The following is a 23,854-nucleotide window of genomic DNA, read 5'->3' on the forward strand; positions in this document are numbered from 1 at the left end:
CCTGGGCCTGCTTGAGCACGGCGATGATCTGGCTGTCGGTGAAACGGGACTTCTTCATGGAACCTCCTCGGGAAAGGGTACGAGAAAATTCCACTTCTGGCGTCAGCTAACCTGTGGGGGGATTACCGATAGACCCCCCTAGCGGCCTAACCACCTAAGTTAAGCCGCGCCGCAGCGGGGCGTGAAGCACATGGCAAGCTCTTCCTGCCATGTGGTTTGCGCCCCGATGCGGTGTCGGCTTGAACGCATTGTTAGGCGCCACCAGGCATAAGGTGAAGTCTATGAAGCACTCCGATGGTCTTCTGATAATTGGAAAGGAACAGGTCACACATGTATGAAAGGCCATTCGGTTCGTGTGGGTCGAGCCCAAGATTACTAAGAAACTCTGATGCCATGAACACGGGAGGTAATACATCTGCATTTCGAAGAACATCTGAGTAACTCTGCTGCCTCTTGCTAAGGATTGCCTCAAAGTCGGGTTTCTGCTCAGCAATGTGATTGAACACCGAGGCCTGAGCGGATCTTTGATAGTGCTCTATAACCTTGATCGCATCCAATGGCGCAAAGGCATGACGGGCCGCAGAGATCACAACGGCGTTATTTGCAGCCACAAACTCTGCCATAACTCTTGATTTCGCTTTCCTAGCGCCAAACAATGGGGAGTCATTGAATCCAGTTTCTCTTACGACATGCTTCAACTTCTCAGCCGAGCATGCTCTTACCAACCACATCGACAGAAGATCGCCAACTTGGGCTCTAGTAATAACCGACATTTGCTCTTCCCCTGATATCTAGAGCGCCTACCACCCAAGTTAAGCCGTGCCGAAAACGTTACGACGTAATCGCCTTTGAAAAAAGGCCCCGAAGAAATGAGGCGCGCTCCTCAAATAGCGGCATGATCTCGTATTTCATGCGTGGATCACCTTTGAGTCTCTGAACTAGCTTAGCAGTGGTCAATAACAGCAAGTCCTGATCCTCGCCATAGCTTGCGAGTGCAGTACGCGAGACGTGTCCGAGTGTCAGCGAGCCGTAGACGTTCGCCATCTCCGGGGGTAATGGCTCGGTAGACTGGTCGTCGAAGGTCTTGTAGTAAGCAGACTCTGCGGACGTGATGCAGGAATATTGATCTTTCTCAGGGACGGCTGAGCGGATGATTTCTCGCACGATGCTGCCCATTAGAAATGAAACCTCGCATGTGCGAACACTGCCAGGCATGTCCGTATCACGGAGCAGGCCCGCGATTCTCCAGCATTGCTCTGGATCAATCGCCGCAACCATCAGGTTCCAACTAAGGGTGTCCAGCTTGGATGGGTCTGGCTTTCTCCAGAACGCAAATCGCATGGAACCTCCCGCGGCGCCTAACGCATGAATTAAGCCGCGCCGCGAAGCGGCGTCGGCTTGAATGAATTGTTAGGCGGCAACATGCTGAATGCTTGCAGTTCTATTTTTCTTTAACTGCTGAAATAAAAACACCCAGGGCCGCAACGATAAATGCGACGCCAATGGCTATCAATGAGCTATCAAACTGCCAATAAGAAACTACAACTTCACTGCGACCGCGGAGAGGGGTGTATGTTTCGTTCTCTATGCCCTCGACTATAAAGTACGTGCCAGCACCCGCAAGCAAGCAACTAAGCAAGACGTAGTACTTATTTATGAATTTCTTTATATTCATCACCGCCCCATCCTCTATCACATGAGATCTAGTTGATGCCAAGCTGCGGGACATACTTGATAAGAAGCCACCACAGAAATGCTGCTGCCAATGATGCCCCGATCCCAAACAAGAATCCCACGGCTCGTTCCTTATAGATAGTTTTAGACGACCGAGAATCGCTAAAGGCATCAGCAAGTTGGGATAGCTGATCTCTCAGTTTTTTGTTTATTTCAAGGCTTTCAGCTAGTGAAGCAGGAACCGCGTCGTGGACGCCCTCTGCCCTCGCGAGTTCGATGGCCGACTCCAATTCTTGCCGATCCATGGCTGCATCTTTCCAGCGCCCCATACTCAAACCTCGCTAATGTCTATTGCCGCCTAACACCAGAATTAAGCCGTGCCGCGAAGCGGCATCGGCTTGAATGACTTGTTAGGTTTCAGGCTATTGGCCGCTGGGACTGCCAGTGCACTGATACTGGATGTCAACCCGCCTAGCGCCGCAATTGCCGAACCCCCTGCGGGAGGTGCACGTGGTCTTGGCAGAGCCAAAAGAGTCAGCGCCAGAGTAGCCCCAGACTTTGCAACGTTGCTCCGCCATTTCCTGAGCCTTTTGCGCCTCGTACGAAGCCCTCTCAAACTCGTTGCTCTCATATGAAAGTGTGACCACGCCATCGGCGCGGCTCGCACTTGTCACGAGCAACTCCTTCTGAGTAGCGCAGCCAGAGAGCAATAGTGCACCGCACACAACGGATAACAGTACGAGCCTCATTTCCTTCCCTCTTATGATGAAGTCACGATTACGAAACCTAACACCTAAGTTAAGCCGCACCGCGTAGTGGAGCAAACCATATGGCAAGCTGTACCTGCCATATGGTTTGTGGAGCGAAGCGGTGTCGGCTTGAACGCATTGTTAGGTGCCAGCACGTTGCTTGTAATCAAGCGAATTACAAAGCACCCAACCTTTCTGTCCGCTGGGCATGCGAACGTAACATGCCCAGTAATCTTTGCCATAAATATCGCTCAGAACAGTGACCGTAGAACCCCTGTCCAAGGTGGCAAGAGGGGCTGGGGGCGGGCGGTTGATGGAGTTCTCTCGTGCCGCATCCTCCCCGGAGCCGAACACGTTGGTCTGCTTTATTGTGTCGGAAGGGATGCCGGTAGAACACCCTGGGATGCCCACGGCTAAACAGACAAGTGCTACCGGCATCATCTTGCGGTGAATTTTCATGGCACCTAACACCTATTAGGCAGCAGGCCTGTGCCTACGCCTGACAAAGATGCCGCAACCTACAAGCAAAGCAGCTCCTGCAAGCAATGCCCATGAAGAGTACAGGAGCCTCGTGGCGACTTGGCAATAGGCCTCCACGTGATCCAAGGTGCTCGGACCGCAATGTCCGAACCGTAGATGCGCGGTCGTAACCGCAGACAGAAGCCACCAAGCGCCAAGCGCACCCAGAAACGCGGCTAGGCCAAATAGCGACCACGAAATTGCGACCGACTTTCCCATGCTGCCTAACACCTAAGTTAAGCCGAGCTGCGTAGTGGAGCCAAGCACATGGCAAGCTGTACCTGCCATGTGCTTGGTGGAACGAAGCGGCTTCGGCTTGAACGCATTGTTAGGGCGCACGCTACTGCCTCCAAAAGTATCCGCGACTTCCCACCTGGGCGAAGTACTCACGATCCCCACAGGTATAGAAGGTACCCGTTCGTGGGTCAGGCGTCCCTCGGAGGTACTCAGGCCACCAACGGGACGGCCTGGTAGTGAACGTGATCGCTGTTGCTGGCGCAGCTGCGCAGCGAGCCGGGGCGTACCGCATGGAGTCGTCCGGAAGTTGAAACGCCACCAGCGTGTGGGACGCGTCGATCGCGTACCTGAAGCGTATGTCCGTGGCCGACTCTGGGAGGTCTGCAGGAACCCACTTGCCATAACCTACTTGTCCGGACGCTACGGCATCTGCCCATGTGGCGAATGAGTACTCGGGCGTCTCACCAGGAAGGCAGCCGGTAGCAAGCGCAGCGACGGCGGTGGCTGCAACTAGTCTGCAAAAACTGCGGTAGTCCATTTGTGCGCCCTAACACCTAAGTTAAGCCGCGCCGCGCAGTGGAGCAAACCACGTGGCAAGCTGTACCTGCCATGTGGTTTGTGGAACGAAGCGGTGTCGGCTTGAACGCATTGTTAGGTGCCACCAAGCTAAATGGAGTCATCATTGTGGTCGCTCCACACTGCTGATGCTTCCTCATGGGAATCCACACCTCTGAAAAAGGCGGTGCCAAAAGCCTCAAAGTCCGGTTCGTTGTCTCCTTGCCAGTCAATAAATTTTGGCCTGTGAACAGCGAATCCGGCCGATGACTCCGCATTGCGATACGGAACTGCCATGGTAAGCGTGGCTGCAGGACTACTATAAGACCGCATTACAACAAACAGGGCGTCCGTGCGGCCCGTCGGCAATGTTATGTACCCGTCATAGACGAGTGCAGCTCGATCTGAACCATCCGGGTTCTTGTCTAGGTGGTCGTGTGCTTGTGCGACACCGTCCTCAAGCTGCTCTGCGTCAAATCGTAGAAGTTTGCGATCATCTGATGATTCGATAGCGACCATTGGAATCAGTGGCTCCCCGTCTGACACGCACCAAATGCCGTGTGCCGCAAAGAATCCGCCCAGCTCTACCGCACGCTCCATTGATCTCTCCTGTGGCGCCTAACGCCTGAATTAAGCCGAGCCGCGAAGCGGCTTCGGCTTGAATGAATTGTTAGGGCGCGTGCCGCTGAATCCACAGCTCATGATCTCCGTTGGGATCACTGAGGCTGCGCGAGCAGGACACCCTGTTGAAATTGTCATAGTCATTGTGCGGCACGCAGTAAAGCACTTGACCCGATACCAGGGCGATCTCCAACTGTCTGACCCGATCTGGCCCGCAACGAACGTGCCGCGCAGTGCCTTGGCGGGGCGAACCATCAACCGTGCCTGTCACGTCTAACGAGTCCGAGTTCTCGGTGCCCGACAGGGTGAGCTGGCCGGTATACGGCTGACCGCTGCGTGTGCCAAGCACCCCGTAATCGCCTCGAAGCCAGGTGACCGTTTTGGCCACATCTCCGGTCGCGGCAGTGCAGATGGGGCTGGTAGGCGGTGGCGGTGCAGGCGGCGCGCTGCCTAAAAGCGCCATTACGAGAACCAAGAATGTGTCCATAGCGCCCTAACGCTTGAGTTAAGCCGTGCCGCGAAGCGGCATCGGCTTGAATGAATTGTTAGGCATTGCTGCCCGGAAAGTTTCCTTTGCGCCGCTGCGCAATCGCCCCGCCGCACAAGAGCAGTATGCAGCCGACCGGAAAGCTTGCCGTCTGCGCCCAGGACTCTGGTTGCGTCGCATAGACAGACACTCCTTTGACCTCAACGCGGTGTGTTTGGCCTGCTTCAGGGTCGGGGAAGCGCCTCTCAGGCTGGAGAAGTACTCGCTCGACTTGCCAAGCGCAGATCATCATGGCCAATCCAATTGCTGCGATTGAGTAGCCGATGACCTTCATAGCAATGCCTAACACCTGAATTAAGCCGCGCCGCGTAGCGGCGTCGGCTTGAATGAATTGTTAGATTGCGAGCCCGCAGTCATTGAAATGACCAAGAGTTCGGCAAGGTAGAAAGGCTTAAAGGGCATTGTGGTGTCTCCGCTCCCGGCTGACCACATGAGGTGCATACATAACCGTCGACGGGGCCGTTAGCGGTAATAGATTGAAGCACAAGCGGCGGACAACCGCTGACCGTCACCTGGAGCGAGCGGTCAGGCATTGATACGCACTTGACCCCGCTCACTTGCCCGGCAGTGGCGCCGTCAGCGCGATCTATGGTCAGTGCGCAATTGTCCCCGCCCAAGCTGGAAATCAGCACCCCCGGCTCTTCGTGATACCTCGGAGCACTGCAAGCCACCAAGGTTGCGATTGATATTGCTATTGCAGCAAGTAGCGCAAGAACTTTCATCGCAATCTAACGCCTGAGTTAAGCCGCGCCGCGAAGTGGAGCGAACACATGGCAAGCTCCACCTTCCATGTGGCTCGCGTAACGAAGCGGCGTCGGCTTGAACGAATTGTTAGGCATGCGCCTCACGACCCTGGGGGCGGTGGAGGGGGCTGAAGAACGGTTCGCCCGGCGATAAAGGAGTCTGGAAAGCCTTCTGGCAGCGGCTTGACCCCGTAAATAGCCTGGATGACAGGAAGGATCAAATGTGATCGCAAGTTCCTCTTCTTCTGCGTTGGGTTGTAGAAACCTTCAACGTCAAAAATTGATCCATCTGCATCTACGAGCTGAATCGTATCTCCTGCGGCATCTGTTGCAATTAGGTAGTGGTGCCCAACAACCAAGTTCACGCCACCGCACCAGTACGTGGAAAATTTTATCGTCTTGTACTCGGTAGGATTTCCGTAAAGGTTCTGGACTAAAGCAATGTCACCTTCAACCCAAGCGCTGTATGCGCGACCACCATGCGACTCCTTTCTGTACTGAGCATTGTCCAACCGAAATATAAAGACGCTGGATGCACCGGCTAACGACTCGCGAAATGTCGGTGGCTCCGAGTACGAGCATGCCACAGCGTGACCACAGGTCATGGCCGCTGTAATTGCAACGATTGCAAGAATGCTTCTGCGCATGCCTAACACCTGAATTAAGCCGTGCCGCGAAGCGGCATCGGCTTGAATGAATTGTTAGGTGACATGGTAGTAGCCGGAGCTGTCTAAGCTAAGACTAAGCACGACAAGGTTACTGATTGGAATGTCATTCCTAACAGAAAACTCCTCAAAGTCGACACCGGATCTGTAGGTTCCAAGATCCACCTTGGCGCATGGCTGAAATCTAAGTAGCGCAATTTCCTTGAATACGATGCCATGTCCAAGCCCATTCAAAATCCCCAAGGTGGAGGCATGGTTTGTGATCTTGTTGCTCCAGTTGAAATTGGCACAACCTTTCCAATGAGTCACTTGCTTCTTAGAGATCGGGCAGGTCAAGCCTTTTGTTGAGAAATGAGCTAGCTCAATTCCCGGGTCAATATCGGGGCAACCGTACCATTGAAGTGCGGAAAATTCTTGGCGAATTCGCCTAATGAAGTCAGGTGTTGCGGTAGGGTGGAATAGGATGGGTCGCACTTGTCACCTAACGCTCAAGTTAAGCCGAATTGCAGCGCGTAGCCAAGAACATGGCAAGCTTTTCCTGCCATGTTGTTGGCGTAGCGATGCAATTTCGGCTTGAACGCAATGTTAGGCGGCGCCACGACCATAAGCTCCGCAAGCGGGACATGCATCTTGGGAATGCAGCCAGTGAAGCCAGTTGCCGCTGGGCTGCGTGCGCACCGCTCGCCATAGCCAGCGTGCGCCACACTTGGGGCAACTGATGGCAGAGCAAGCGAAAATTAGCCCGCCTAGGCCAATGACGATGGCGGAGAGCATGACAAGCGCGAACTGGTCAGCGGACAGGGCATCGATTCGCCATTGAGCAAAGATCATCAGGATCCCGGAAACTCCGAGAGCCAAGTACATGGTGCGGAGCTTCCATGTCTGACGTGTCTTGATTAGCAGTGGGTTGCTTGAGGAATTCATTAGCCGCCTAACGCCTGAGTTAAGCCGACCTGCGTAGCGGAGCCAACAGCATGGCAAGCTCTTTCTGCCATGTTGTTGGTGGAGCGAAGCAGGTTCGGCTTGAACGAATTGTTAGGCCCCAGCCCCGTTACGCCAAGGCTGCTGTCCGTCACTGGGGCCGTTGAGAACGATAGCAGTATTACTTGAAATCACGCAGCGCGTACCAAAAGGCACCAATGACAAACGATAGAGGCAGAACAATAAACACCACAATCTCGGCTGCAACCGATGCACTCGGCCCCAGAATAAGTGAGTAGATGCCACGCCCATCTAGGTACTTGAGGTACTGTCGCCACTCACCGAGCCCGACCATGAGCAGCAGTATGGCAAGTAGTCCGAGCTTCCAACCGATTCCGAGTTTGCTGGACATGGGGCCTAACACCTGAGTTAAGCCGACCCGCGTAGCGGAGCCGACAACATGGCAAGCTTTACCTGCCATGTTGTTGGTGTAGCGAAGCGGGTTCGGCTTGAACGAATTGTTAGGCGTCACACCGAAGGAGCCGAAACGTCCAATAGACGCTTACACTCCGCCGGAGTAAGGCCGACGATGTGGTAGTAGCCCTGCTTGGAGAAGGGCGGCGCACTCTCACCTTGCTCAATCTCCAAGACGACGTGCTTGTACTCCGCCCAGTCCGAACCTTGTATCTCAGGGTTGATGGTGGGCGGCGTCTCCGTGTAGCGACTACTGAAGCGTCCGAGCGTTGCGGCAGCAGAACTCGCCGAGACGTCTGCACTCTTGGTGATGCGCTCACCATTGGGTCGCTTGCCATCTTTGACGAAGTGAACAGTTGCCACGAATCTCTCCCGTGATGCCTAACACCTAAGTTAAGCCGAGACGCGTAGTGGAGCCAAACACATGGCAAGCTTTATTTGCCATGTGTTTGGTGGAACGAAGCGGCTTCGGCTTGAACGCATTGTTAGGCCTACTTTGCTACGACGCCGAGGGACGCCATGGCTTGAACAGGTGAAGCGGGATCCTCAGAGGTCGTAAGGGTGAAAAGCAGCTCCGATGAATCCTGCTCTCGGGTCCAGGCATAGGAAACGGTACGAGTTGAAACAGACGCAGGTCCGCTATTCTGACGCTGGACCGCAACCAATGGCTCCGGCGCGTCTCCCACCGTGGCTACGAAGTTGCGTTGGACCTCTGTTGCCGATGCTGTCTGTGCGAAAACAGCGCACATGCCGTCCTGCCGAAGTGACACCACAAACCTTGAGTTGTTGTGCTCTACCAGCCACGCGGTGCCCTCAAGGCCGCCGAGGAAGAATGATGCTTCCTGCCCGGCCAGTTCTTGATGTGCAGCCAAGTTCCCGCGTAGCTGGTCCTGCGAGTAGAAGTGCTGCATACACGTACGGGCAAAGAGGTCGGTAAAGCTATCCGGCTGAGCGGCCTCAGCAGAAAAGGGGAGAGCAATTGAAAGCAAGGCCGAGCTGATGATCTTGTGCCCTAGTTTCCCTTGTAGGCCTAACGCCTATTCGACGACAAAATGGGGCGTAACCCCGGCGGATAATCCCCGGAAAAAGCACCAATCCGTCGCATAAACCCTCCCCACTCCTTGTTACACACCAATCTGGTGTGTAATCCCCGTGCGTTTCGCAGCGCCCCACGTGGAAAGTAGCAACACCGGGGCCCGCATACAACCGAGCGCCCACGGCGGCGAACCGGCATAGCCGTGCCCGGCGTGCCGGGATTGGTCTCTACGTCAGAGGTGATCCGCGAACCCGGCCAATCGGGACCACGTCACCCGATCCGCTCGAACTCCATCAGCGCCATCGGCGCCAGCCACGGCTGCAGCCAGTGGTCCACCAGCAGGAACGCGAACAGCGCCATCAGGTAGACCACCGAGTAGTTGAAGGTCCGCATGGCGAAGAAGTCGTCCGGCGGGTCCAGCAGTTTCCACGCGTACCAGAGGAACACCGCGCCCAGCACCAGGGCGCCGCCCAGGTAGAACAGGCCGCTCATGCCGGTGGCCCAGGGCAGCACGGTCACCACCACCAGCAGCACGGTGTAGAACAGGATCTGCCAGCGGGTGTAGGTGACGCCGTAGGTGACGGGGAGCATGGGGATCAGGGCGCGGGCGTAGTCCTCGCGGCGGAAGATGGCCAGGGCCCAGAAGTGCGGCGGGGTCCAGACGAAGATGATCAGCACCAGCAGCAGGGCGTAGGGGTGCAGCTCGCCGGTGATGGCGGCCCAGCCCAGCGCGGGAGGCGCGGCACCGGCGATGCCGCCGATCACGATGTTCTGCGGCGTGGCCCGCTTGAGGTAGCCGGTGTAGACGATGGCGTAGCCGATCAGCGAGGCGAAGGTGAGCACCGCGGTCAGGGTGTTCACCAGCAGCACCAGCACCAGCATGGAGGCCACGCCCAGGGCGATGGCGAAGGTGAGCACCTGCACCGGGCGCAGGGTGCCGGTGGCCAGCGGGCGCTGTGCGGTGCGCACCATCACCTTGTCGATGCGCTGGTCGATGAGGTGGTTGATGGCCGCGGCCGAAGCGGCCGACAGCCAGATGCCGAGCATGCCGAACACCACCAGCTCCAGCGGCGGCAGCCCGGGCACGGCCAGGAACATGCCCACCAGCGCGGTGAACACGATCAGCGCCACCACCCGCGGCTTGGTCAGCTCCCAGTACTGGCCCGCCAGGGTCGCCATCAATCCGGCTCCCGTACCCGCGCCAGCAGCGACACCAGCACGAACAGCAGCAGGGCGGCGCCGGCGTTGTGCATCACCGCCAGCCACAGCGGCAGCGCCAGCTTCACGTTGAGGATGCCCAGCGCCACCTGGGTGACGGTGAGCGCGGCCAGGGCGGACCCCCAGCCGCGCATGCCCGGCATGCGCAGCAGCCGCACGGCCAGCGCCACCAGCACTGCGAACGCGGCCACCGCGCCGATGCGGTGCGCCAACTGGATGGCGATGCGCGCCTGGCCGTCGAGGATGCCGCCCTCGTAATCCACGCCGATCCCGCGCCAGAGCACGAAGCCTTCGCGGAAATCCGCCTGCGGCCACCACTGGCCCGCGCACTTGGGGAAGTCCAGGTAATGATGGCTGTCCACCGCCCAGCCGCCGCCCCCGCACGAGAGCGCAGCGTAGTTGGCGCTCACCCAGCCGCCCAGCGCGATCTGCAGGCCCAGCACCGCCAGCGCCGCGTACAGCCAGCGCCGCACGACCTCGGCGTTGGCCAGGCGTATGGGAATGTTGGTGGCGCGCCATGCCATCCAGGTGATCAGCGAGAAGGTCAGCAGCCCGCCCATCAGGTGGGCCATGACGATCACCGGCTTGAGCAGCAGGGTGACCGTCCATTTGCCCAGCAGGGCCTGGAAGATGATCACCGCCAGGGTCAGCGCGGCGGCGCGGGCCAGGTCGATGTTGGACCAGCGCAAGGCCGCCAGCAGCAGGATGGCCTCCCCGGCCCCGGCCAGGCCGAAGGCCAGGCCGATGTGCCCGTACATGTAGGCGGGGATGGCCGCGGCCACCAGCGCCGATGCGCCGATGACCTGCAGCGCGCCGTGCTTGCGCTTGCGCACGGCCATCAGCGCCATCAGCAGCACCAGCACGCCCAGGCCGGCGGCGATGTGGCGGTGCACCTGCTCGCGCCAGGCCTTGTGGGTCTCCAGCGGACGGATCTGGCTGGCGGCGTGGTCGGCCACTTCGGCCGGCGCCTGCGGCCACGCGGCGCGGCCGTAGCAGGTGGGCCAGTCCGGGCAGCTCAGGCCGGCGTCGGACAGGCGCACGAAGGCGCCGAAGACCACCACGCACAGCGTCAGGATCACCGCGGCCCAGGCGATGCGGTGGAAGTGCCTGTGGATGGCGGCCCGCGGGGGCACGGCGCCCGCCTTGTGCAACGCGCCGGCCATCAGTCGAGTTTGAGCAGGCGTGACATGTCGCTGCGCAGGTCTCCGGGATCGAACCCGGGAGCGTAGCGCAGAATGACGAAGCCGTTGGGATCGATCACGTACACCGGCACGCCGGCCGGGTCGCTGGCGCGCGGCAGCGCGGCCTGGAAGGCGGGGTCGGGGACGATGGCGCGGATGGAGCGGTTGCGCACCATGTCCGCGGGCATCTCGCCCACCCACAGCGTGTGCACGCTGTCGGCCCTGCGGCCGAACAGGCGCCACACCGTGTCCAGGCCGGCCGACAGCTCCACGCACGGCGCGCCGCAGTTGGCCGGCGCCGGCACCACGATGCGCCAGATGCGCTCATCGGGCTGCCACGGGTAGTCGCCGCCGTCCTGCAATTGCAGGGTGGCCTGGCGCAGGTCGACCGGCGGCTGCAGCAGCTCGCCGTGGTTGCGGGTGCCTTCCGGCCTCCAGCCGGAGAAGCGCAGGGCGCCGGCCACCAGGGCGGTGCCCAGGAACAGCACCACGATCAGGATCAGCATGCCGCGGTTGCGGTTGCGCACGGCGTCGGGGACTTGGGTATTCATGACTGCGGGGGCTTCGGGTTGCGGCCGCGCGGGCGGCGGAAAGTGAGGATCAGGGCGGTGGCCAGCACCGCCAGCGCCAGGCCGTACCACTGCACGGCGTAGCCGAGGTGTTTTTCCGGCGGCAGGGTGTTGGGCAGGATCTCCAGGTCGCGTGCGTAGCCGCCGGGCAGGTCGGGATCCAGCCGTAGCACGCGCGGGGCGATGGCTTCGCGGCCGAGCGCGGCGGCCATCGCGTCCATGTCCATCGCCATCACCAGCAGGCTGCCGTCGGCCTGCGGCTGCACGGCGGCCGCGGCCAGGCCCGCCGAGGGCGGCGCCAGCAGCAGGCCTTCCAGCGGCGGCGGCGGGGGCGCATCGGTGATGGCGGGGATGGTGCGGTCGGGTGGTACCGGCAGCCAGCCCAGCTCCACCAGCAGCGGCTGGCCCTGGGCCGGGTTGAATAGGCGGTACGCGCGGACGCCGGGGCGGCCGCCGCGCTGCTGGTTGTCCAGCAGCACCGCCGGCGCGTCGGCCCAGCGGCCGTCGCCCGCCGCCCAGGCGTAGCCGTTCACAGCATCGGCGCTGGCGGCTGCGGCCAGCGGCTGCGCGTCGCGATCGACCAGCACCCGGGCCGCTTCGTCCAGCATGGCCTGCTTCTGATCCTTGCGGCCGTACTGCCAGCTGCCCAGCGAGGCGAACAGCACGATCACCGCGCAGGCCAGCGTCCAGCCAAAGACGAGTGTTGCGCGCCGGCTCACACCCATCGGCTCCGCGGCTGCGATAATGGGCGACCGCCGCGTCGTGCGGTTCCGGAGCCGTCGATGAATGACACCGTCAAAACCCTGCTGATCGTCGCTTTCCTGCTGGTCATCCTGTGGAACCTCGGCGCCGGCCTGTATTACATGATGGTCGACAAGGGCCAGACCAAGCGCACCGTCAACGCGCTGACCCGACGCATCATCTTCTCGGTGGCGCTGATCCTGATCGTGCTGCTGTCGATCTGGATGGGCTGGATCACGCCGCACGGGGTGGGTGGATGAGCGAATGCGTCCAGCAGATGCCCTGACGGCATCTGCTGCATTCGCGAACGCCCGGTCGGGGATGACCGGGCCCGATCACCCGGAGCCGGCACGGCAACGCCATGGAGGCAGCCGCGAACCCGCCGGTGCAGCGGCCCTTCGCTAGACCACGTAGACGAACAGGAACAGCGCCAGCCACACCACGTCCACGAAGTGCCAGTACCACGCGGCGGCTTCGAAGGCGAAGTGGTTGTCGGCGGTGAAGTGGCCCTTGAGCACCCGGAACCAGATGACCGCCAGGATCACCGCGCCCAGGGTCACGTGCAAGCCGTGGATGCCGGTGAGCATGTAGAACGTGGAGCCGTAGATACCCGAGCCCATGGTCAGGTTGAGGTCGCGGTAGGCGTGGATGTACTCCATCGCCTGCGACACCAGGAAGACCGCGCCCAGCAGCACCGTGATGCCCAGCCAGATCAGCAGCTGGCGGCGGTTGTTGGCCTTCAGCGCGTGGTGGGCGATGGTGAGGGTGACGCCCGAGGTCAGCAGGATCAGGGTGTTGACCAGCGGCAGGCCCCAGGCGGAGACCAGCAGGAAGCCGCCGCCCACGTCCGCCGGGCCGGCGCTCGGCCAGGCCGAGCTGAAGCCGTCCCACAGGAAGGTATTGGTGGCCACGCCCTTCACGCCTTCGCCGCCCAGCCACGGCACCGACAGCATGCGGGTGTAGAACAGCGCGCCGAAAAACGCCGCGAACAGCATGACCTCGGAGAAGATGAACCAGATCATCCCCATCCGGAACGAGGTGTCGACCTGCTTGTTGTAGTAGCCCGACACCGACTCGATGATCACGTCGGCGAACCACTTGAACAGCACCAGGGCCAGGCCGGCCACGCCGATGCCGAACACCGTCGGCCCCCAGCTGACGTCGTTGAACCAGCTGGCCAGGCCGAACATGGCGATGAATAACGCCACGGAGGCGAACAGCGGCCACTTGCTGTGGGTCGGCACGAAATAGACATTGCTGTCGTGCGTTTGCTGGGCGTGTGCTTCGGCCATGGCTCTCGGCTTCCGGTTCTGGTGGCGTTGGTGGCGGGTCAGCGCGCGGCCAGGGGCTGCGCGGCGACCGGGGGCGACTGTTGCGAAAGGCGCTCGGTCGCGTAGTCGTTCTTGAAGAAGGTATACGACAGGGTCACGGTCTCGACCCCCTCGGGCAGCGACGGGTCGATGATGAAGCGCACCGGCATGTCGCGCTTCTCACCCGGCTCCAGGGTCTGGGCGGTGAAGCAGAAGCATTCGGTTTTCTGGAAGAACGCCGATGCGCGCGCAGGCGCCACCGATGGGGTGGCGGTGCCCACGATCGCCCCACCGCTCTGGTTCTCGGCGTAGTAGGTGGTCTCGTAGACCTTGCCCACCTGCACCTGCATGCGCACCTGGTTGGGGCGGAACGACCACGGCAGCTTCGAGTTCACCGTGCCGTCGAACTCCACCGTCACCACCCGCTCCATGTCCATGGCGCCGGCCTGCACCGGCTCGGCGACGGCGCTGTTCTCCATGCGGATGCCAAACACCTTCTCGCAGGCGATCCGGTAGATCGGCACCAGCGAGAAGGTGAAGGCGAACGCCACCGCCGAGATGCCCAGCAGTTTGAAGATGTCGCCCTTGCGCGTGCGGCTCATGCCTTCAGCACCCCCGAGAGGATGAAGGTGACGTACACGCCCACGGCGATGGCAGCCACGATAATGGCGGTGCGCCGCGCGCGCCTGCGCGAGGCAGCCACCTGCTGCTCATCCATGGGCGCGGGTTTTTCACGACTGGCGGACATTGGTCTCGGCTGCGGCGTCGGGCTGCGAGCTGGAGTGGTCGTAGTCCAGGTGCTCGAAATCGCCGTGGGCCAGGTCGCCCGGGCGGATCACCGGCGGGGTGCTGAAGGTGTGGTGCGGGGCCGGCGAAGGCACCGTCCACTCCAGGCCCAGCGCCCCCTCCCACGGCCGCGCCGGCGCCTTGGCGCCGTACAGCCTGGAGTGCAGCAGGATGCCGAACATCATGAACGGGGTGACGAACATGCCGAACGCGCCGATCGAGCTGATCAGGTTCCAGTCCGCGAACACCACGTTGTAGTCCGGGATCCGGCGCGGCATGCCGGCCAGGCCCAGGAAGTGCTGCGGGAAGAACAGCAGGTTGGAGAACACGATCGTCCACCAGAAGTGCACCTTCGCCCAGGTCTCGTTGTACATCCGGCCGCTCCACTTCGGCCACCAGTAGTAGATCGCGGCGATGATGCCGAAGATCGCGCCGGTCACCAGCACGTAGTGGAAGTGGGCGACCACGAAGTAGGTGTCGTGGTACTGGAACGTGGCCGGCACGATCGCCAGCATCAGGCCCGAGAAGCCGCCGATGGAGAACAGGATCACGAAGGCGATCGACCACAGCATCGGCGCCTCGAAGGTCATCGAGCCGCCCCACATGGTCGAGACCCAGTTGAACACCTTCACCCCGGTGGGGATGGCGATGAGCATGGTCGCGAACATGAAGTAGATCTCGCCGCCCAGCGGCATGCCCACGGTGAACATGTGGTGGGCCCAGACGATGAAGCTCAGGAAGGCGATGGCCGCGGTGGCGTACACCATCGCCTGGTAGCCGAACAGCGGCTTGCGGCTGAAGGTCGGGATGATCTCGCTGACCACGCCGAAAGCGGGCAGGATCATGATGTAGACCTCGGGGTGGCCGAAGAACCAGAAGATGTGCTGGTACATCACCGGGTCGCCGCCGCCGGCCGCGTTGAAGAACGAGGTCATGAAGAACTTGTCGGTCAGCAGCATGGTGACCGCGCCGGCCAGCACCGGCATCACCGCGATCAGCAGGAAGGCGGTGATCAGCCAGGTCCAGCAGAAGATCGGCATCTTCAGCAGGTCCACGCCCGGGGCGCGCATGTTGAGGATGGTGGCGATGACGTTGATCGCGCCCATGATCGAGCTGATGCCCATCATGTGGATGGCCAGGATGGTGAAGGCGATCGAGTTGCTGCCCTGCAGGCTCAGCGGCGGGTACAGGGTCCAGCCGGTGGACGGCGCGCCGCCGGGCATGAACAGCGTGGACAGCAGCATCAGGAACGCGAACGGCAGGATCCAGAACGACCAGTTGTTCATGCGCGGCAGGGCCATGTCCGGCGCGCCGATCTGCAGCGGGACCATCCAGTTGGCCAGGCCCACGAAGGCCGGCATCACCGCGCCGAAGATCATCACCAGCGCGTGCATGGTGGTCATCTGGTTGAAGAAGTCCGGGCTGACGTGCTGCAGGCCCGGCACCGCCAGCTCCAGGCGGATCACCACGCTCAACAGCGCGCCGATGGTCACCATCGCGAAGGAGAACAGCAGGTACAGCGTGCCGATGTCCTTGTGGTTGGTGGAGAACAGCCAGCGGTCCACGAAGCCCTGCTTGTGGCCGTGGTCGTCGGCGTGGTGGAGATCGGCGGTGGTCGGTGTGCTGGACATGGCGTCTGCCTGGAATACGTGCGTGGTGGTCGTCGATCAGCCCGCGGACGGGGCCGCGGCGTCGATCTGGGCGGTGGCTTCATCGGCCGGCTCTTCGGCCGCCGGTGCGGCAACCGGCAGCGGCGCTTCACCGCCCCGCTCGGCCGCCAGCCACTGGTCGAACTCGGCGCGCGGCACGGCCCGCACCACGATCGGCATGAAGCCGTGATCCTTGCCGCACAGCTCCGCGCACTGGCCGCGGTACACGCCCGGCTCGCGGATCTCGGTCCAGGCCTCGTTGATGATCCCGGGGATCGCGTCCTGCTTGAAGCCCAGCGCCGGCACCCACCAGGAGTGGATGACGTCGTCGGCGGTGATCACGAAGCGGATCTTGGTGTCGGTGGGCAGCACCAGCTCGCGGTCGACGTCGAGCAGGTAGGCGCCGTGGGCGTCCAGCTCGGCGCGGGTGGTGGCGCTGTTCTGGCGCAGGCGGTCGCTCTCGCGATCCAGGCGGCTCATGAAGCTCACGTCTTCGCCGATGTACTCGTACTCCCACATCCACTGGAAGCCGGTGACCTTGACGGTCATCTCCGAGTCGCGCATGTCGTACATCGCGATCAGCTTGGTGGTGGCCGGGAACGCCATCACCACCAGGATGATCACCGGGATCACCGTCCAGATGATCTCGGCGGTGGTGTTGTGGCTGAACTGGGAGGCCACCGCGCCCTTGGACTTGCGGAACTTGAACATCGCGTAGCCCATGGCGCCGAACACGAGCACGCCGATGACCACGCACACCCACAGCACGAACATGTGCGCGTCGTAGGCGTTCTGCGAGGTCGGGGTGACGCCCGGCCCCATGTTCAGCTGCCAGCGCTTAGGATCGGCTGACTGGGCGAAGGCGCAGGCGGAAAGCGCCCACAGTGCGAGGCCGGTGCCCCATTGCTTGATACGAGCGGCTTGCATCTGTTCGAACCCCGATTGCCTGGTCTTCGCCTGGCGTGTTTGGCTGTCGGAAACGCCCCGCGCCCGGTTCCCGGCGGCATGCCGGCGGATGTCCGGATACGTCTTGGGCGGTCGCAAAGCGCCCCGATGTTAGCGGGGGGGGTTGCCGGCGGGCAAGCACGGCGCGACATCCGGCTTTTCGCGGGCGTGCGTCGCAGGGGCCGAAAGACACACCACGAAGACCCCCGGAGCGCCTAGAATCGGGCCCCCTCACTACCAGTGCATGCCCGTGTCCGCGAGCCTGTCTCCCGCGTCTCCCCAGTCCCCGGCGCCCTCCCGCTCCGGGATCACCGCAGCCTGGAGCCGCGACGAAACCGCGCATGTGCGCGAACTGCTGGAGCAGGCGCGCCTGCCCGACGCCGACCGCCAGGCCGTGCAGGGCGACGCCACCGACCTGGTGCGCCGGGTGCGCGCGCGGGCCCTGGATCAGGGCGCGATCGACGCATTCATGCAGCAGTACGACCTGGCCAGCGAGGAGGGCGTGCTGCTGATGTGCGTGGCCGAGGCGCTGCTGCGCATCCCCGACCAGGACACCACCGACCGCCTGATCCGCGACAAGCTGGGCGAGGCCGACTGGAAGCGCCACATGGGCAAGTCCGAGTCGCTACTGGTCAACGCCTCCACCTGGGGCCTGATGCTGACCGGCGAGCTGGTGGATCTGGCCGATGCCACCAAGCGCGACGTGCACGGCGCGTTCAAGCGGGTGATCGGGCGCGTGGGCGAGCCGGTGATCCGGCTGGCGGTGCGCCAGGCGATGCGGATCATGGGCCACCAGTTCGTGATGGGGCGCACGATCGGCGACGCGCTGGCGCGCAGCCGCAAGGGCAGCAACGCGAAGTTCCGCTATTCATTCGACATGCTCGGCGAGGCGGCGATGACCGCGCCCGACGCGGCCCGCTACCTGGAGGCCTACCGCAGGGCGATCGACGCGATCGGCGCCGGCGGCCCGTTCAGGGACGCGATCAGCGCGCCGTCGATCTCGGTCAAGCTCTCGGCCCTGCACCCGCGCTACGAGTACGCCAAGCGCGAGCGGATGATGGACGAGCTGGCGCCGCGGCTGCTGGAGCTGGCGCAGCTGGCCAGGGCGCGCGGGATCGGCCTGACCGTGGACGCGGAGGAGGCCGACCGCCTGGAGCTGTCGCTGGACGTGTTCGCCCGGGCCTGGACGGATCCGTCGCTGGACGGCTGGGAAGGCTTCGGCCTGGTGGTGCAGGCCTACCAGAAGCGCGCGCCGATGGTGATCGACTGGACGGTGGCGCTGGCCCGCACGCGCGGCCGCCGGATCCCGGTGCGGCTGGTCAAGGGCGCGTACTGGGACACCGAGGTCAAGCGCTCGCAGGTGGACGGCCACCAGGGCTACCCGGTGTTCACCCGCAAGCCCAACACCGACGTCAGCTACCTGGCCTGCGCGCGCCGGCTGCTGGAGGCCACCGACGCGGTCTACCCGATGTTCGCCACCCACAACGCGCACACCATCGTGGCGGTGCACCGGATGGCCAAGCTGTGGCTGCCGGCCGACGCGCCGCGCTCGGACGGGCACGCGTTCGAGTTCCAGAAGCTGCACGGCATGGGCGACGACCTGTACGCCGAGGTGATGCCGGCCGACCGCCTGGACGTGCCGTGCCGGGTGTACGCGCCGGTGGGCCAGCACGAAGACCTGCTGCCCTACCTGGTGCGGCGGCTGCTCGAGAACGGCGCCAACTCCAGCTTCGTCAACCGGATCAGCGATGAGGAAGTGCCGATCGAGGAGCTGGTGCGCGACCCGATCGAGATCGTCGAGGGCTATCCGGCCATCCCCCACCCCCAGATTCCGCTGCCGGTCGACCTGTACCGCAGCCAGGGCGTCAACAGGAGCAATTCCATGGGCATCAACCTCAACAACGACGAGCAGCTGCGCGAGCTTGCCCAACAGGTGGCCGCCACCCCGACCGGCTGGAGCGCCAGGCCGCTGGTGCCGGGCGCCAGCCCGTCCGGCGAGGCGATCACGGTGACCAGCCCGGCCGACCGCCGGGTGGAGGTTGGCAGCTGGGTTCCCGCCGACGAGGCCACCGTGCAGCAGGCGCTGGCCAACGCGGTGGCCGCGCAGCCGGGCTGGGACGCGACCCCGGCGGCCTCGCGCGCGGCGATCCTGGAGCACGCCGCCGACCAGCTGGAGGCGCAGATCGGCAAGTTCATCGCCATGTGCACCCGCGAGGCCGGCAAGACCATCCCCGACGGCGTGGCCGAGGTGCGCGAGGCGGTCGACTTCCTGCGCTACTACGCCGCCCAGGCCCGCACCCTGTTCTCCCCGGCCGCGCTGCCCGGCCCGACCGGCGAGTCCAACTCGCTGCACCTGGGCGGGCGCGGGGTGTTCGTGTGCATCAGCCCGTGGAACTTCCCGCTGGCGATCTTCATCGGCCAGGTCGCGGCCGCGCTGGCGGCGGGCAACGCGGTGATCGCCAAGCCGGCCGAGCAGACCACGCTGGTGGGCTATGAGGCGGTCAAGGTGCTGCACGAGGCCGGCGTGCCGGCCGACGTGGTGCAGTTCGTGCCCGGCGACGGCGCCACCGTGGGCGCGGCGCTGACCGCCGATGCGCGGGTGGACGGGGTGGCCTTCACCGGCTCCACCTTCACCGCGCGCGCCATCAACCGCGCGCTGGCCGCGCGCGACGCCGCGATCGGCATCCTGGTGGCCGAGACGGGCGGGCAGAACGCGCTGATCGCCGACTCCTCGGCGCTGCCCGAGCAGCTGGTGCGCGACGTGATCGCCTCGGCCTTCACCTCGGCCGGCCAGCGCTGCTCGGCCGCGCGCATCCTGTTCGTGCAGGACGACATCGCCGACAAGGTGATCACCATGCTGGCCGGCGCCATGGCCGAGCTGCAGGTCGGCGACCCGGCGCTGCTGTCCACCGACGTGGGCCCGGTGATCGACGCCGATGCGCTGAAGATGCTCGACGAGCACGCCGCGCGCATGGACAGGGAGGCCAGGCCGATCGCCCGCGCCAGCGGCAGCGACGGCCTGGAGCACGGCAGCTACTTCCTGCCGCAGGCGTGGGAGCTGAAGTCGCTCGACCAGCTTGAACACGAGAAGTTCGGCCCCGCCCTGCACGTGATCCGCTGGAAGTCGAACGAACTCGACAGGGTCATCGACGCCATCACCGCGACCGGCTACGGCCTGACCCTGGGCATCCACTCGCGCATCGACGAGACCGTGGATCACATCGTGGCCCGCGCCCGGGTGGGCAACGTGTACGTCAACCGCAACCAGATCGGCGCGGTGGTGGGCGTGCAGCCGTTCGGCGGCCGCGGCCTGTCCGGCACCGGCCCCAAGGCCGGCGGCCCGCACTACCTGCCGCGCTTCGCCACCGAGAAGACGGTGACCATCGACACCACCGCCGCCGGGGGCAACGCCAGCCTGCTGACCATGGAGGACTGACGGGCAACGCAATGGCCTTCGACGCCTTTGCCCTGATCCTGGCCATGCTCGTGTTGGGCATGGTCTTCGCGCGGCTGCGGGTGATGCCCGAGGGCGCCGCGGAAACGCTGAACCTGGTGGTGCTGTACGTGTGCCTGCCCGCCACGGTGCTGCTGTACGTGCCGCGGCTGCGCTTTGATGCCTCGGTGCTGGGGCTGGTGGCCACGCCGTGGCTGCTGGCCGCGGCCGGCAGCGCGGCGGTGCTGGCGCTGGCGCGCTGGCTGCGCCTGGGCCGCGACGAGATCGCGGTGCTGCTGCTGGGCGTGTGCCTGGGCAACACCAGCTACGTGGGCTTTCCGATGGTGCGGGCGCTGCTGGGCGAGGCGGCGCTGCCGTACGCGGTGGTGTACGACCAGTTCGGCACCTTCCTGCTGCTGTCGAGCTTCGGCCTGTACGTGCTGGCCCGCTACGGTGGCGACGCGCCGCCGACCCCGGGCCAGGTGGCGCTGCGGATGGCCCGGTTCCCGCCGCTGTGGGCGCTGGCGTTCGGCCTGACCCTGATGCCCGAGCACCCGCCGGCGTGGATCGCCAGCGGGCTGCAGCGGCTGGCCGACGCGCTGCTGCCGCTGGTGATGCTGGCCGTCGGGCTGACGATCCGCCTGCGGATGCCGCCGGGGGAGCTCAAGCCGCTGGCGGCGGGGCTGGCGCTCAAGCTGCTGGTGCTGCCGGTGCTGGCGCTGGGGCTGTCGCTGCTGTTCGGGATGCCGCCGACGATGCTGCAGGTGAACGTGCTCGAATCAGGCGTGGCGCCGATGATCACCGCCGCCGCGCTGGCGATCTCGCACGGCCTGGCGCCGCGGCTGGCGGCGGCGATGGTGGCCTACGGGATCGTGCTGTCGCTGGCCACCCTGCCCGCGTGGGCGTGGCTGCTGCAGCGGCTGTGGGGCTGAAAAAGCACAGGCCCCGCCGGAGCGGGGCCTGTACGGGTACAGCGGGGGACGGCGATCAGAACCGGTACTGGGCCGAGACGCCGAACAGGTTGGCACCGCCCTCGAACGAGCCGGTCAGGCGCGCACCGCCGCCGACCAGATCCATCTCCGGGTCGTCGCCGATGTGGATCCGGGTGTAGGCGCCGGTGATGTCCCAGTTCTCGGTCGCCTGCCAGGTGGCGCCGATGGCGAACCAGGTGCGGTCTTCGTCGGGCATGCGCGGGGTGCGGTACTCGAAGGCGATCGGCGTTTCATCATGGCCGACGCCGCCGCGCAGGGTGAGGCGGTCGTTGAGCGCGTACTCGGCGCCAACGCTGAAGAACCAGCTGTCCTCCCAGTTGTAGGCCTCCACCGTGTCCGGCTGGGCCGGGTTGCCGAACTGGATGCGCACCTCTTCCATCGAGCGCCACTTGGTGAGCCGGGCCTCGCCCATCAGCGCCAGGCGGTCGGTGGCCTGCCAGGTCGCGCTGAAGGTGTGGGTGGCCGGCAGCACCAGGCGGGCACCGCCGTCGGTATCGACGAACTGGCCGGTGGCGGCCAGGATCGGCGCGACGTTGGAGGACACGGTGAAGTCGGCGTCGCCGCTGACCTCGTGCTTGACCTCCGAGCGGTAGGCGTAGCCCAGCGACAGGGCGTCGACCGGGCGCAGGTTCAGGCCCACCGTCCAGCCCAGGCTGGTGTCGGTGCCGCTGACCTCGGCGAAGCCGTCGTTCTTCTGCGGGCCGTACGGGCCGGTGACCGGGTCGGGCATGAAGCACAGCTGCTGGGTGGCCGGGTTGGCGCACAGCGCGCTGCCGAAGTCGATCGCATTGGACAGGGTCACGTCCGAGTGCTGGACGATCAGGCCGAAGCCGGCCGAGACCCGCTCGTGCAGATCCACCGAGGCGGCCAGGGTCAGGTCGATCACCTGCACGTCGGACTCGACGCCGTGGTAGCGGCCGACCCAGTCGCGGTCGTACTCGGTGGCCAGGCCGAACGGCACGCTGACCATGGCGCCCAGGGTCAGGTATTCGAAGTCGCCCGACAGCGGCATGATGAAGGACATCGCCGGCACCGGGGTCAGGCCGCCGGCGTTGCCGCCGTCACCGCCGCTCAGCGGCTGCTCCAGCGGGCTGCCGGCCGCAGCGCTGCCGCCGCCTTCGAATTCGAAGCTCAGGTCGATGGCGGTGACGTCGAACTGGAACGTCTTCGCGTCGAAGGTGGACATCATCGCCGGATTGTTGGCGACCACCGAGGCGTCGCCGATGGCGGACGCGGAGCCGGCCATCGCGCGGCCCTGGGCCTTGACGCTGTTTTCGCGCAGTTCGAAGGCCGAACCGTGGGCGGCGCCGGAGGCGGCGATGCCGGCGATGGCCAGGGCCAGCGCGGATGCCAGGATCTTGTGGGGTTGGGTATTCATGCTCTCTCCAGTGGTTTCTCGTTATGTCGCGCCGCACGTGCAGGCCGTTCCCCAAACCACTGGCCCGCATCGGCCCCTCCCCGGCGCTTGCGGCGCCGCGCACTATACCGTACTGCGGCGTGTGGTCATGGGATGTGCGACACGGATCCACCAGCGCGGCTGCTGAACAGGTATCTTGGCGGCTTCCGCGCCGCCGCGTAGTGCTGCATGTTCGTCTCCATCCCGACCCACGCGCGCCCCACCCTGCGCTGGGCCACGCCGGCCCTGTTCATGCTGCTGTGGCTGGCCTACCTGTGGGCCAGCGTGTACCCGGACAGCGTGCGCCACGACCTGCTGCTGGACTGGGGCACCCTCAGCGGCGGCCTGGCGCCGGGCAGCCTGCTGCACTGGTCGCAGGGCGAGAACTGGCTGCGGCTGCTGAGCGCGCTGTTCCTGCACGCGGACTGGGCGCACCTGCTGGGCAACCTGGTGTTCCTGCTGATCTTCGGCCTGCCGGCCGAGCGGGTGATGGGGCCGTGGCGGTTCCTGGCCCTGTTCCTGGTCGGCGGGGCGTTCGCCAACTTCATCGCCGCGCTGGCGATCGGCACCCCGGATCGGCTGATCATCGGCGCCAGCGGCGCGGTGTCGGCGATCATCGGCGCCTACCTGGCGCTGTTTCCGCGCGCGCGGCTGGGGGTGGTGCTGCCGCTGGGGCTGTTCCTGGAGTTCGTGCGCGCGCCGGCCTCGCTGCTGATCGGGCTGTGGGCGCTGCTGCAGGTGGTGTTCGCCTACGTCGGCCCGGCGTTCGGCGCGGTGGCGTGGGCGGCGCATGCGGGCGGGTTCGTGTTCGGGGCGGTGTTCGCGATCGCCTCGCGGCGGGCCATCGCCCGGCGGCTGCGCAGGCTGCAGGGGTACTGAGGCGCACGCGCCTA

At 64.1% G+C, this 23,854-nt stretch carries 22 protein-coding genes and 1 pseudogene; 4 read left to right on the plus strand and 19 right to left on the minus strand.

Annotated features, from left to right (window positions below; genetic code table 11):
• Positions 1 to 251 precede the first annotated feature (251 nt).
• The 14 genes from ACOZ90_RS13655 to ACOZ90_RS13715 all read right to left on the minus strand — a co-directional run bounded on the left by ACOZ90_RS13655 (position 252) and on the right by ACOZ90_RS13715 (position 12,428).
• Positions 252 to 698, minus strand: coding sequence for a hypothetical protein (locus ACOZ90_RS13655; protein WP_422894198.1), 447 nt, complete (start codon positions 696 to 698; stop codon positions 252 to 254).
• A gap of 133 nt (positions 699 to 831) precedes the next feature.
• Positions 832 to 1,341 carry a hypothetical protein gene (locus ACOZ90_RS13660; RefSeq protein WP_422894199.1) on the minus strand — a complete coding sequence of 170 codons (510 nt, stop codon included), beginning with the start codon at positions 1,339 to 1,341 and terminating at the stop codon, positions 832 to 834.
• 100 nt (positions 1,342 to 1,441) lie between these two features.
• A complete protein-coding gene (locus ACOZ90_RS13665; RefSeq protein WP_422894200.1) occupies positions 1,442 to 1,846 on the minus strand; it encodes a hypothetical protein in 405 nt (134 codons plus the stop codon).
• Between the two features lie 250 nt (positions 1,847 to 2,096).
• Positions 2,097 to 2,423 (minus strand): YecR family lipoprotein, encoded by a 327-nt coding sequence (gene yecR, locus ACOZ90_RS13670; protein WP_422894201.1) that lies wholly within the window; start codon positions 2,421 to 2,423, stop codon positions 2,097 to 2,099.
• Positions 2,424 to 3,282: 859 nt separating this feature from the next.
• A complete protein-coding gene (locus ACOZ90_RS13995; RefSeq protein ID WP_479724359.1) occupies positions 3,283 to 3,717 on the minus strand; it encodes a YbbD-related protein in 435 nt (144 codons plus the stop codon).
• Between the two features lie 128 nt (positions 3,718 to 3,845).
• Positions 3,846 to 4,334: a hypothetical protein gene (locus ACOZ90_RS13675; RefSeq protein WP_422894202.1), complete on the minus strand. Its 489-nt coding sequence runs from the start codon at positions 4,332 to 4,334 to the stop codon at positions 3,846 to 3,848.
• A gap of 1,412 nt (positions 4,335 to 5,746) precedes the next feature.
• Positions 5,747 to 6,292, minus strand: a complete 546-nt coding sequence (locus tag ACOZ90_RS13680) for a hypothetical protein (protein ID WP_422894203.1) — start codon at positions 6,290 to 6,292, stop codon at positions 5,747 to 5,749.
• 1,120 nt (positions 6,293 to 7,412) lie between these two features.
• On the minus strand, positions 7,413 to 7,643 hold the full coding sequence (locus ACOZ90_RS13685) for a hypothetical protein (protein WP_422894204.1): 231 nt from the start codon (positions 7,641 to 7,643) through the stop codon (positions 7,413 to 7,415).
• A gap of 116 nt (positions 7,644 to 7,759) precedes the next feature.
• Complete coding sequence (locus ACOZ90_RS13690) at positions 7,760 to 8,068, minus strand: hypothetical protein (protein ID WP_422894205.1); 309 nt, start codon at positions 8,066 to 8,068, stop codon at positions 7,760 to 7,762.
• A gap of 128 nt (positions 8,069 to 8,196) precedes the next feature.
• Positions 8,197 to 8,694, minus strand: a complete 498-nt coding sequence (locus tag ACOZ90_RS13695; protein ID WP_422894206.1) for an NMCC_0638 family (lipo)protein — start codon at positions 8,692 to 8,694, stop codon at positions 8,197 to 8,199.
• Positions 8,695 to 9,011: 317 nt separating this feature from the next.
• Positions 9,012 to 9,920 carry a heme o synthase gene (gene cyoE, locus ACOZ90_RS13700; RefSeq protein WP_422894207.1) on the minus strand — a complete coding sequence of 303 codons (909 nt, stop codon included), beginning with the start codon at positions 9,918 to 9,920 and terminating at the stop codon, positions 9,012 to 9,014.
• Positions 9,920 to 11,122, minus strand: coding sequence for a COX15/CtaA family protein (locus ACOZ90_RS13705; protein ID WP_422894208.1), 1,203 nt, complete (start codon positions 11,120 to 11,122; stop codon positions 9,920 to 9,922). The genes cyoE and ACOZ90_RS13705 overlap by 1 nt, the downstream gene beginning before the upstream one ends.
• Positions 11,122 to 11,691: a hypothetical protein gene (locus ACOZ90_RS13710; protein ID WP_422894209.1), complete on the minus strand. Its 570-nt coding sequence runs from the start codon at positions 11,689 to 11,691 to the stop codon at positions 11,122 to 11,124. Before ACOZ90_RS13710 ends, ACOZ90_RS13705 begins: the two co-directional genes overlap by 1 nt.
• Positions 11,688 to 12,428, minus strand: coding sequence for an SURF1 family protein (locus ACOZ90_RS13715; protein ID WP_422894210.1), 741 nt, complete (start codon positions 12,426 to 12,428; stop codon positions 11,688 to 11,690). The genes ACOZ90_RS13710 and ACOZ90_RS13715 overlap by 4 nt, the downstream gene beginning before the upstream one ends.
• A gap of 63 nt (positions 12,429 to 12,491) precedes the next feature.
• Here ACOZ90_RS13715 and ACOZ90_RS13720 point away from each other — a divergent pair, with 63 nt between their 5' ends.
• Positions 12,492 to 12,710, plus strand: coding sequence for a twin transmembrane helix small protein (locus ACOZ90_RS13720; RefSeq protein WP_422894211.1), 219 nt, complete (start codon positions 12,492 to 12,494; stop codon positions 12,708 to 12,710).
• A 141-nt stretch (positions 12,711 to 12,851) separates the two neighbouring features.
• On the opposite strand, the gene ACOZ90_RS13725 is transcribed toward ACOZ90_RS13720, so the two are convergent.
• The 4 genes and pseudogenes from ACOZ90_RS13725 to coxB all read right to left on the minus strand — a co-directional run bounded on the left by ACOZ90_RS13725 (position 12,852) and on the right by coxB (position 17,122).
• Positions 12,852 to 13,742, minus strand: a complete 891-nt coding sequence (locus tag ACOZ90_RS13725; RefSeq protein ID WP_422894212.1) for a cytochrome c oxidase subunit 3 — start codon at positions 13,740 to 13,742, stop codon at positions 12,852 to 12,854.
• Positions 13,743 to 13,780: 38 nt separating this feature from the next.
• The gene (locus ACOZ90_RS13730; protein WP_422894213.1) at positions 13,781 to 14,362 is read right to left on the minus strand and encodes a cytochrome c oxidase assembly protein; all 582 of its coding nucleotides are present in this window, start codon (positions 14,360 to 14,362) and stop codon (positions 13,781 to 13,783) included.
• 195 nt (positions 14,363 to 14,557) lie between these two features.
• A pseudogene (gene ctaD / locus ACOZ90_RS13735) lies at positions 14,558 to 16,177 on the minus strand (cytochrome c oxidase subunit I); the annotation flags it as partial.
• A 36-nt stretch (positions 16,178 to 16,213) separates the two neighbouring features.
• Positions 16,214 to 17,122 (minus strand): cytochrome c oxidase subunit II, encoded by a 909-nt coding sequence (coxB, locus tag ACOZ90_RS13740; RefSeq protein WP_422894214.1) that lies wholly within the window; start codon positions 17,120 to 17,122, stop codon positions 16,214 to 16,216.
• Positions 17,123 to 17,384: 262 nt separating this feature from the next.
• Between coxB and putA the strand changes: the two genes are divergently transcribed.
• Together putA and ACOZ90_RS13750 are read left to right on the plus strand one after the other, a co-directional pair.
• A complete protein-coding gene (gene putA / locus ACOZ90_RS13745; RefSeq protein WP_422894215.1) occupies positions 17,385 to 20,576 on the plus strand; it encodes a bifunctional proline dehydrogenase/L-glutamate gamma-semialdehyde dehydrogenase PutA in 3,192 nt (1,063 codons plus the stop codon).
• A gap of 11 nt (positions 20,577 to 20,587) precedes the next feature.
• Entirely contained in the window at positions 20,588 to 21,505 is a 918-nt protein-coding gene (locus ACOZ90_RS13750) for an AEC family transporter (RefSeq protein WP_422894216.1), read from the plus strand.
• 55 nt (positions 21,506 to 21,560) lie between these two features.
• Here ACOZ90_RS13750 and ACOZ90_RS13755 read toward each other — a convergent pair whose 3' ends face one another.
• Complete coding sequence (locus tag ACOZ90_RS13755; RefSeq protein WP_422894217.1) at positions 21,561 to 22,943, minus strand: OmpP1/FadL family transporter; 1,383 nt, start codon at positions 22,941 to 22,943, stop codon at positions 21,561 to 21,563.
• Between the two features lie 207 nt (positions 22,944 to 23,150).
• Between ACOZ90_RS13755 and ACOZ90_RS13760 the strand changes: the two genes are divergently transcribed.
• Positions 23,151 to 23,840, plus strand: a complete 690-nt coding sequence (locus ACOZ90_RS13760; protein WP_422894218.1) for a rhomboid family intramembrane serine protease — start codon at positions 23,151 to 23,153, stop codon at positions 23,838 to 23,840.
• Positions 23,841 to 23,854 lie beyond the last annotated feature (14 nt).

Origin of the sequence: Luteimonas dalianensis (genome assembly GCF_049339425.1) — a bacterium.
Taxonomy (GTDB): domain Bacteria; phylum Pseudomonadota; class Gammaproteobacteria; order Xanthomonadales; family Xanthomonadaceae; genus Luteimonas; species Luteimonas dalianensis.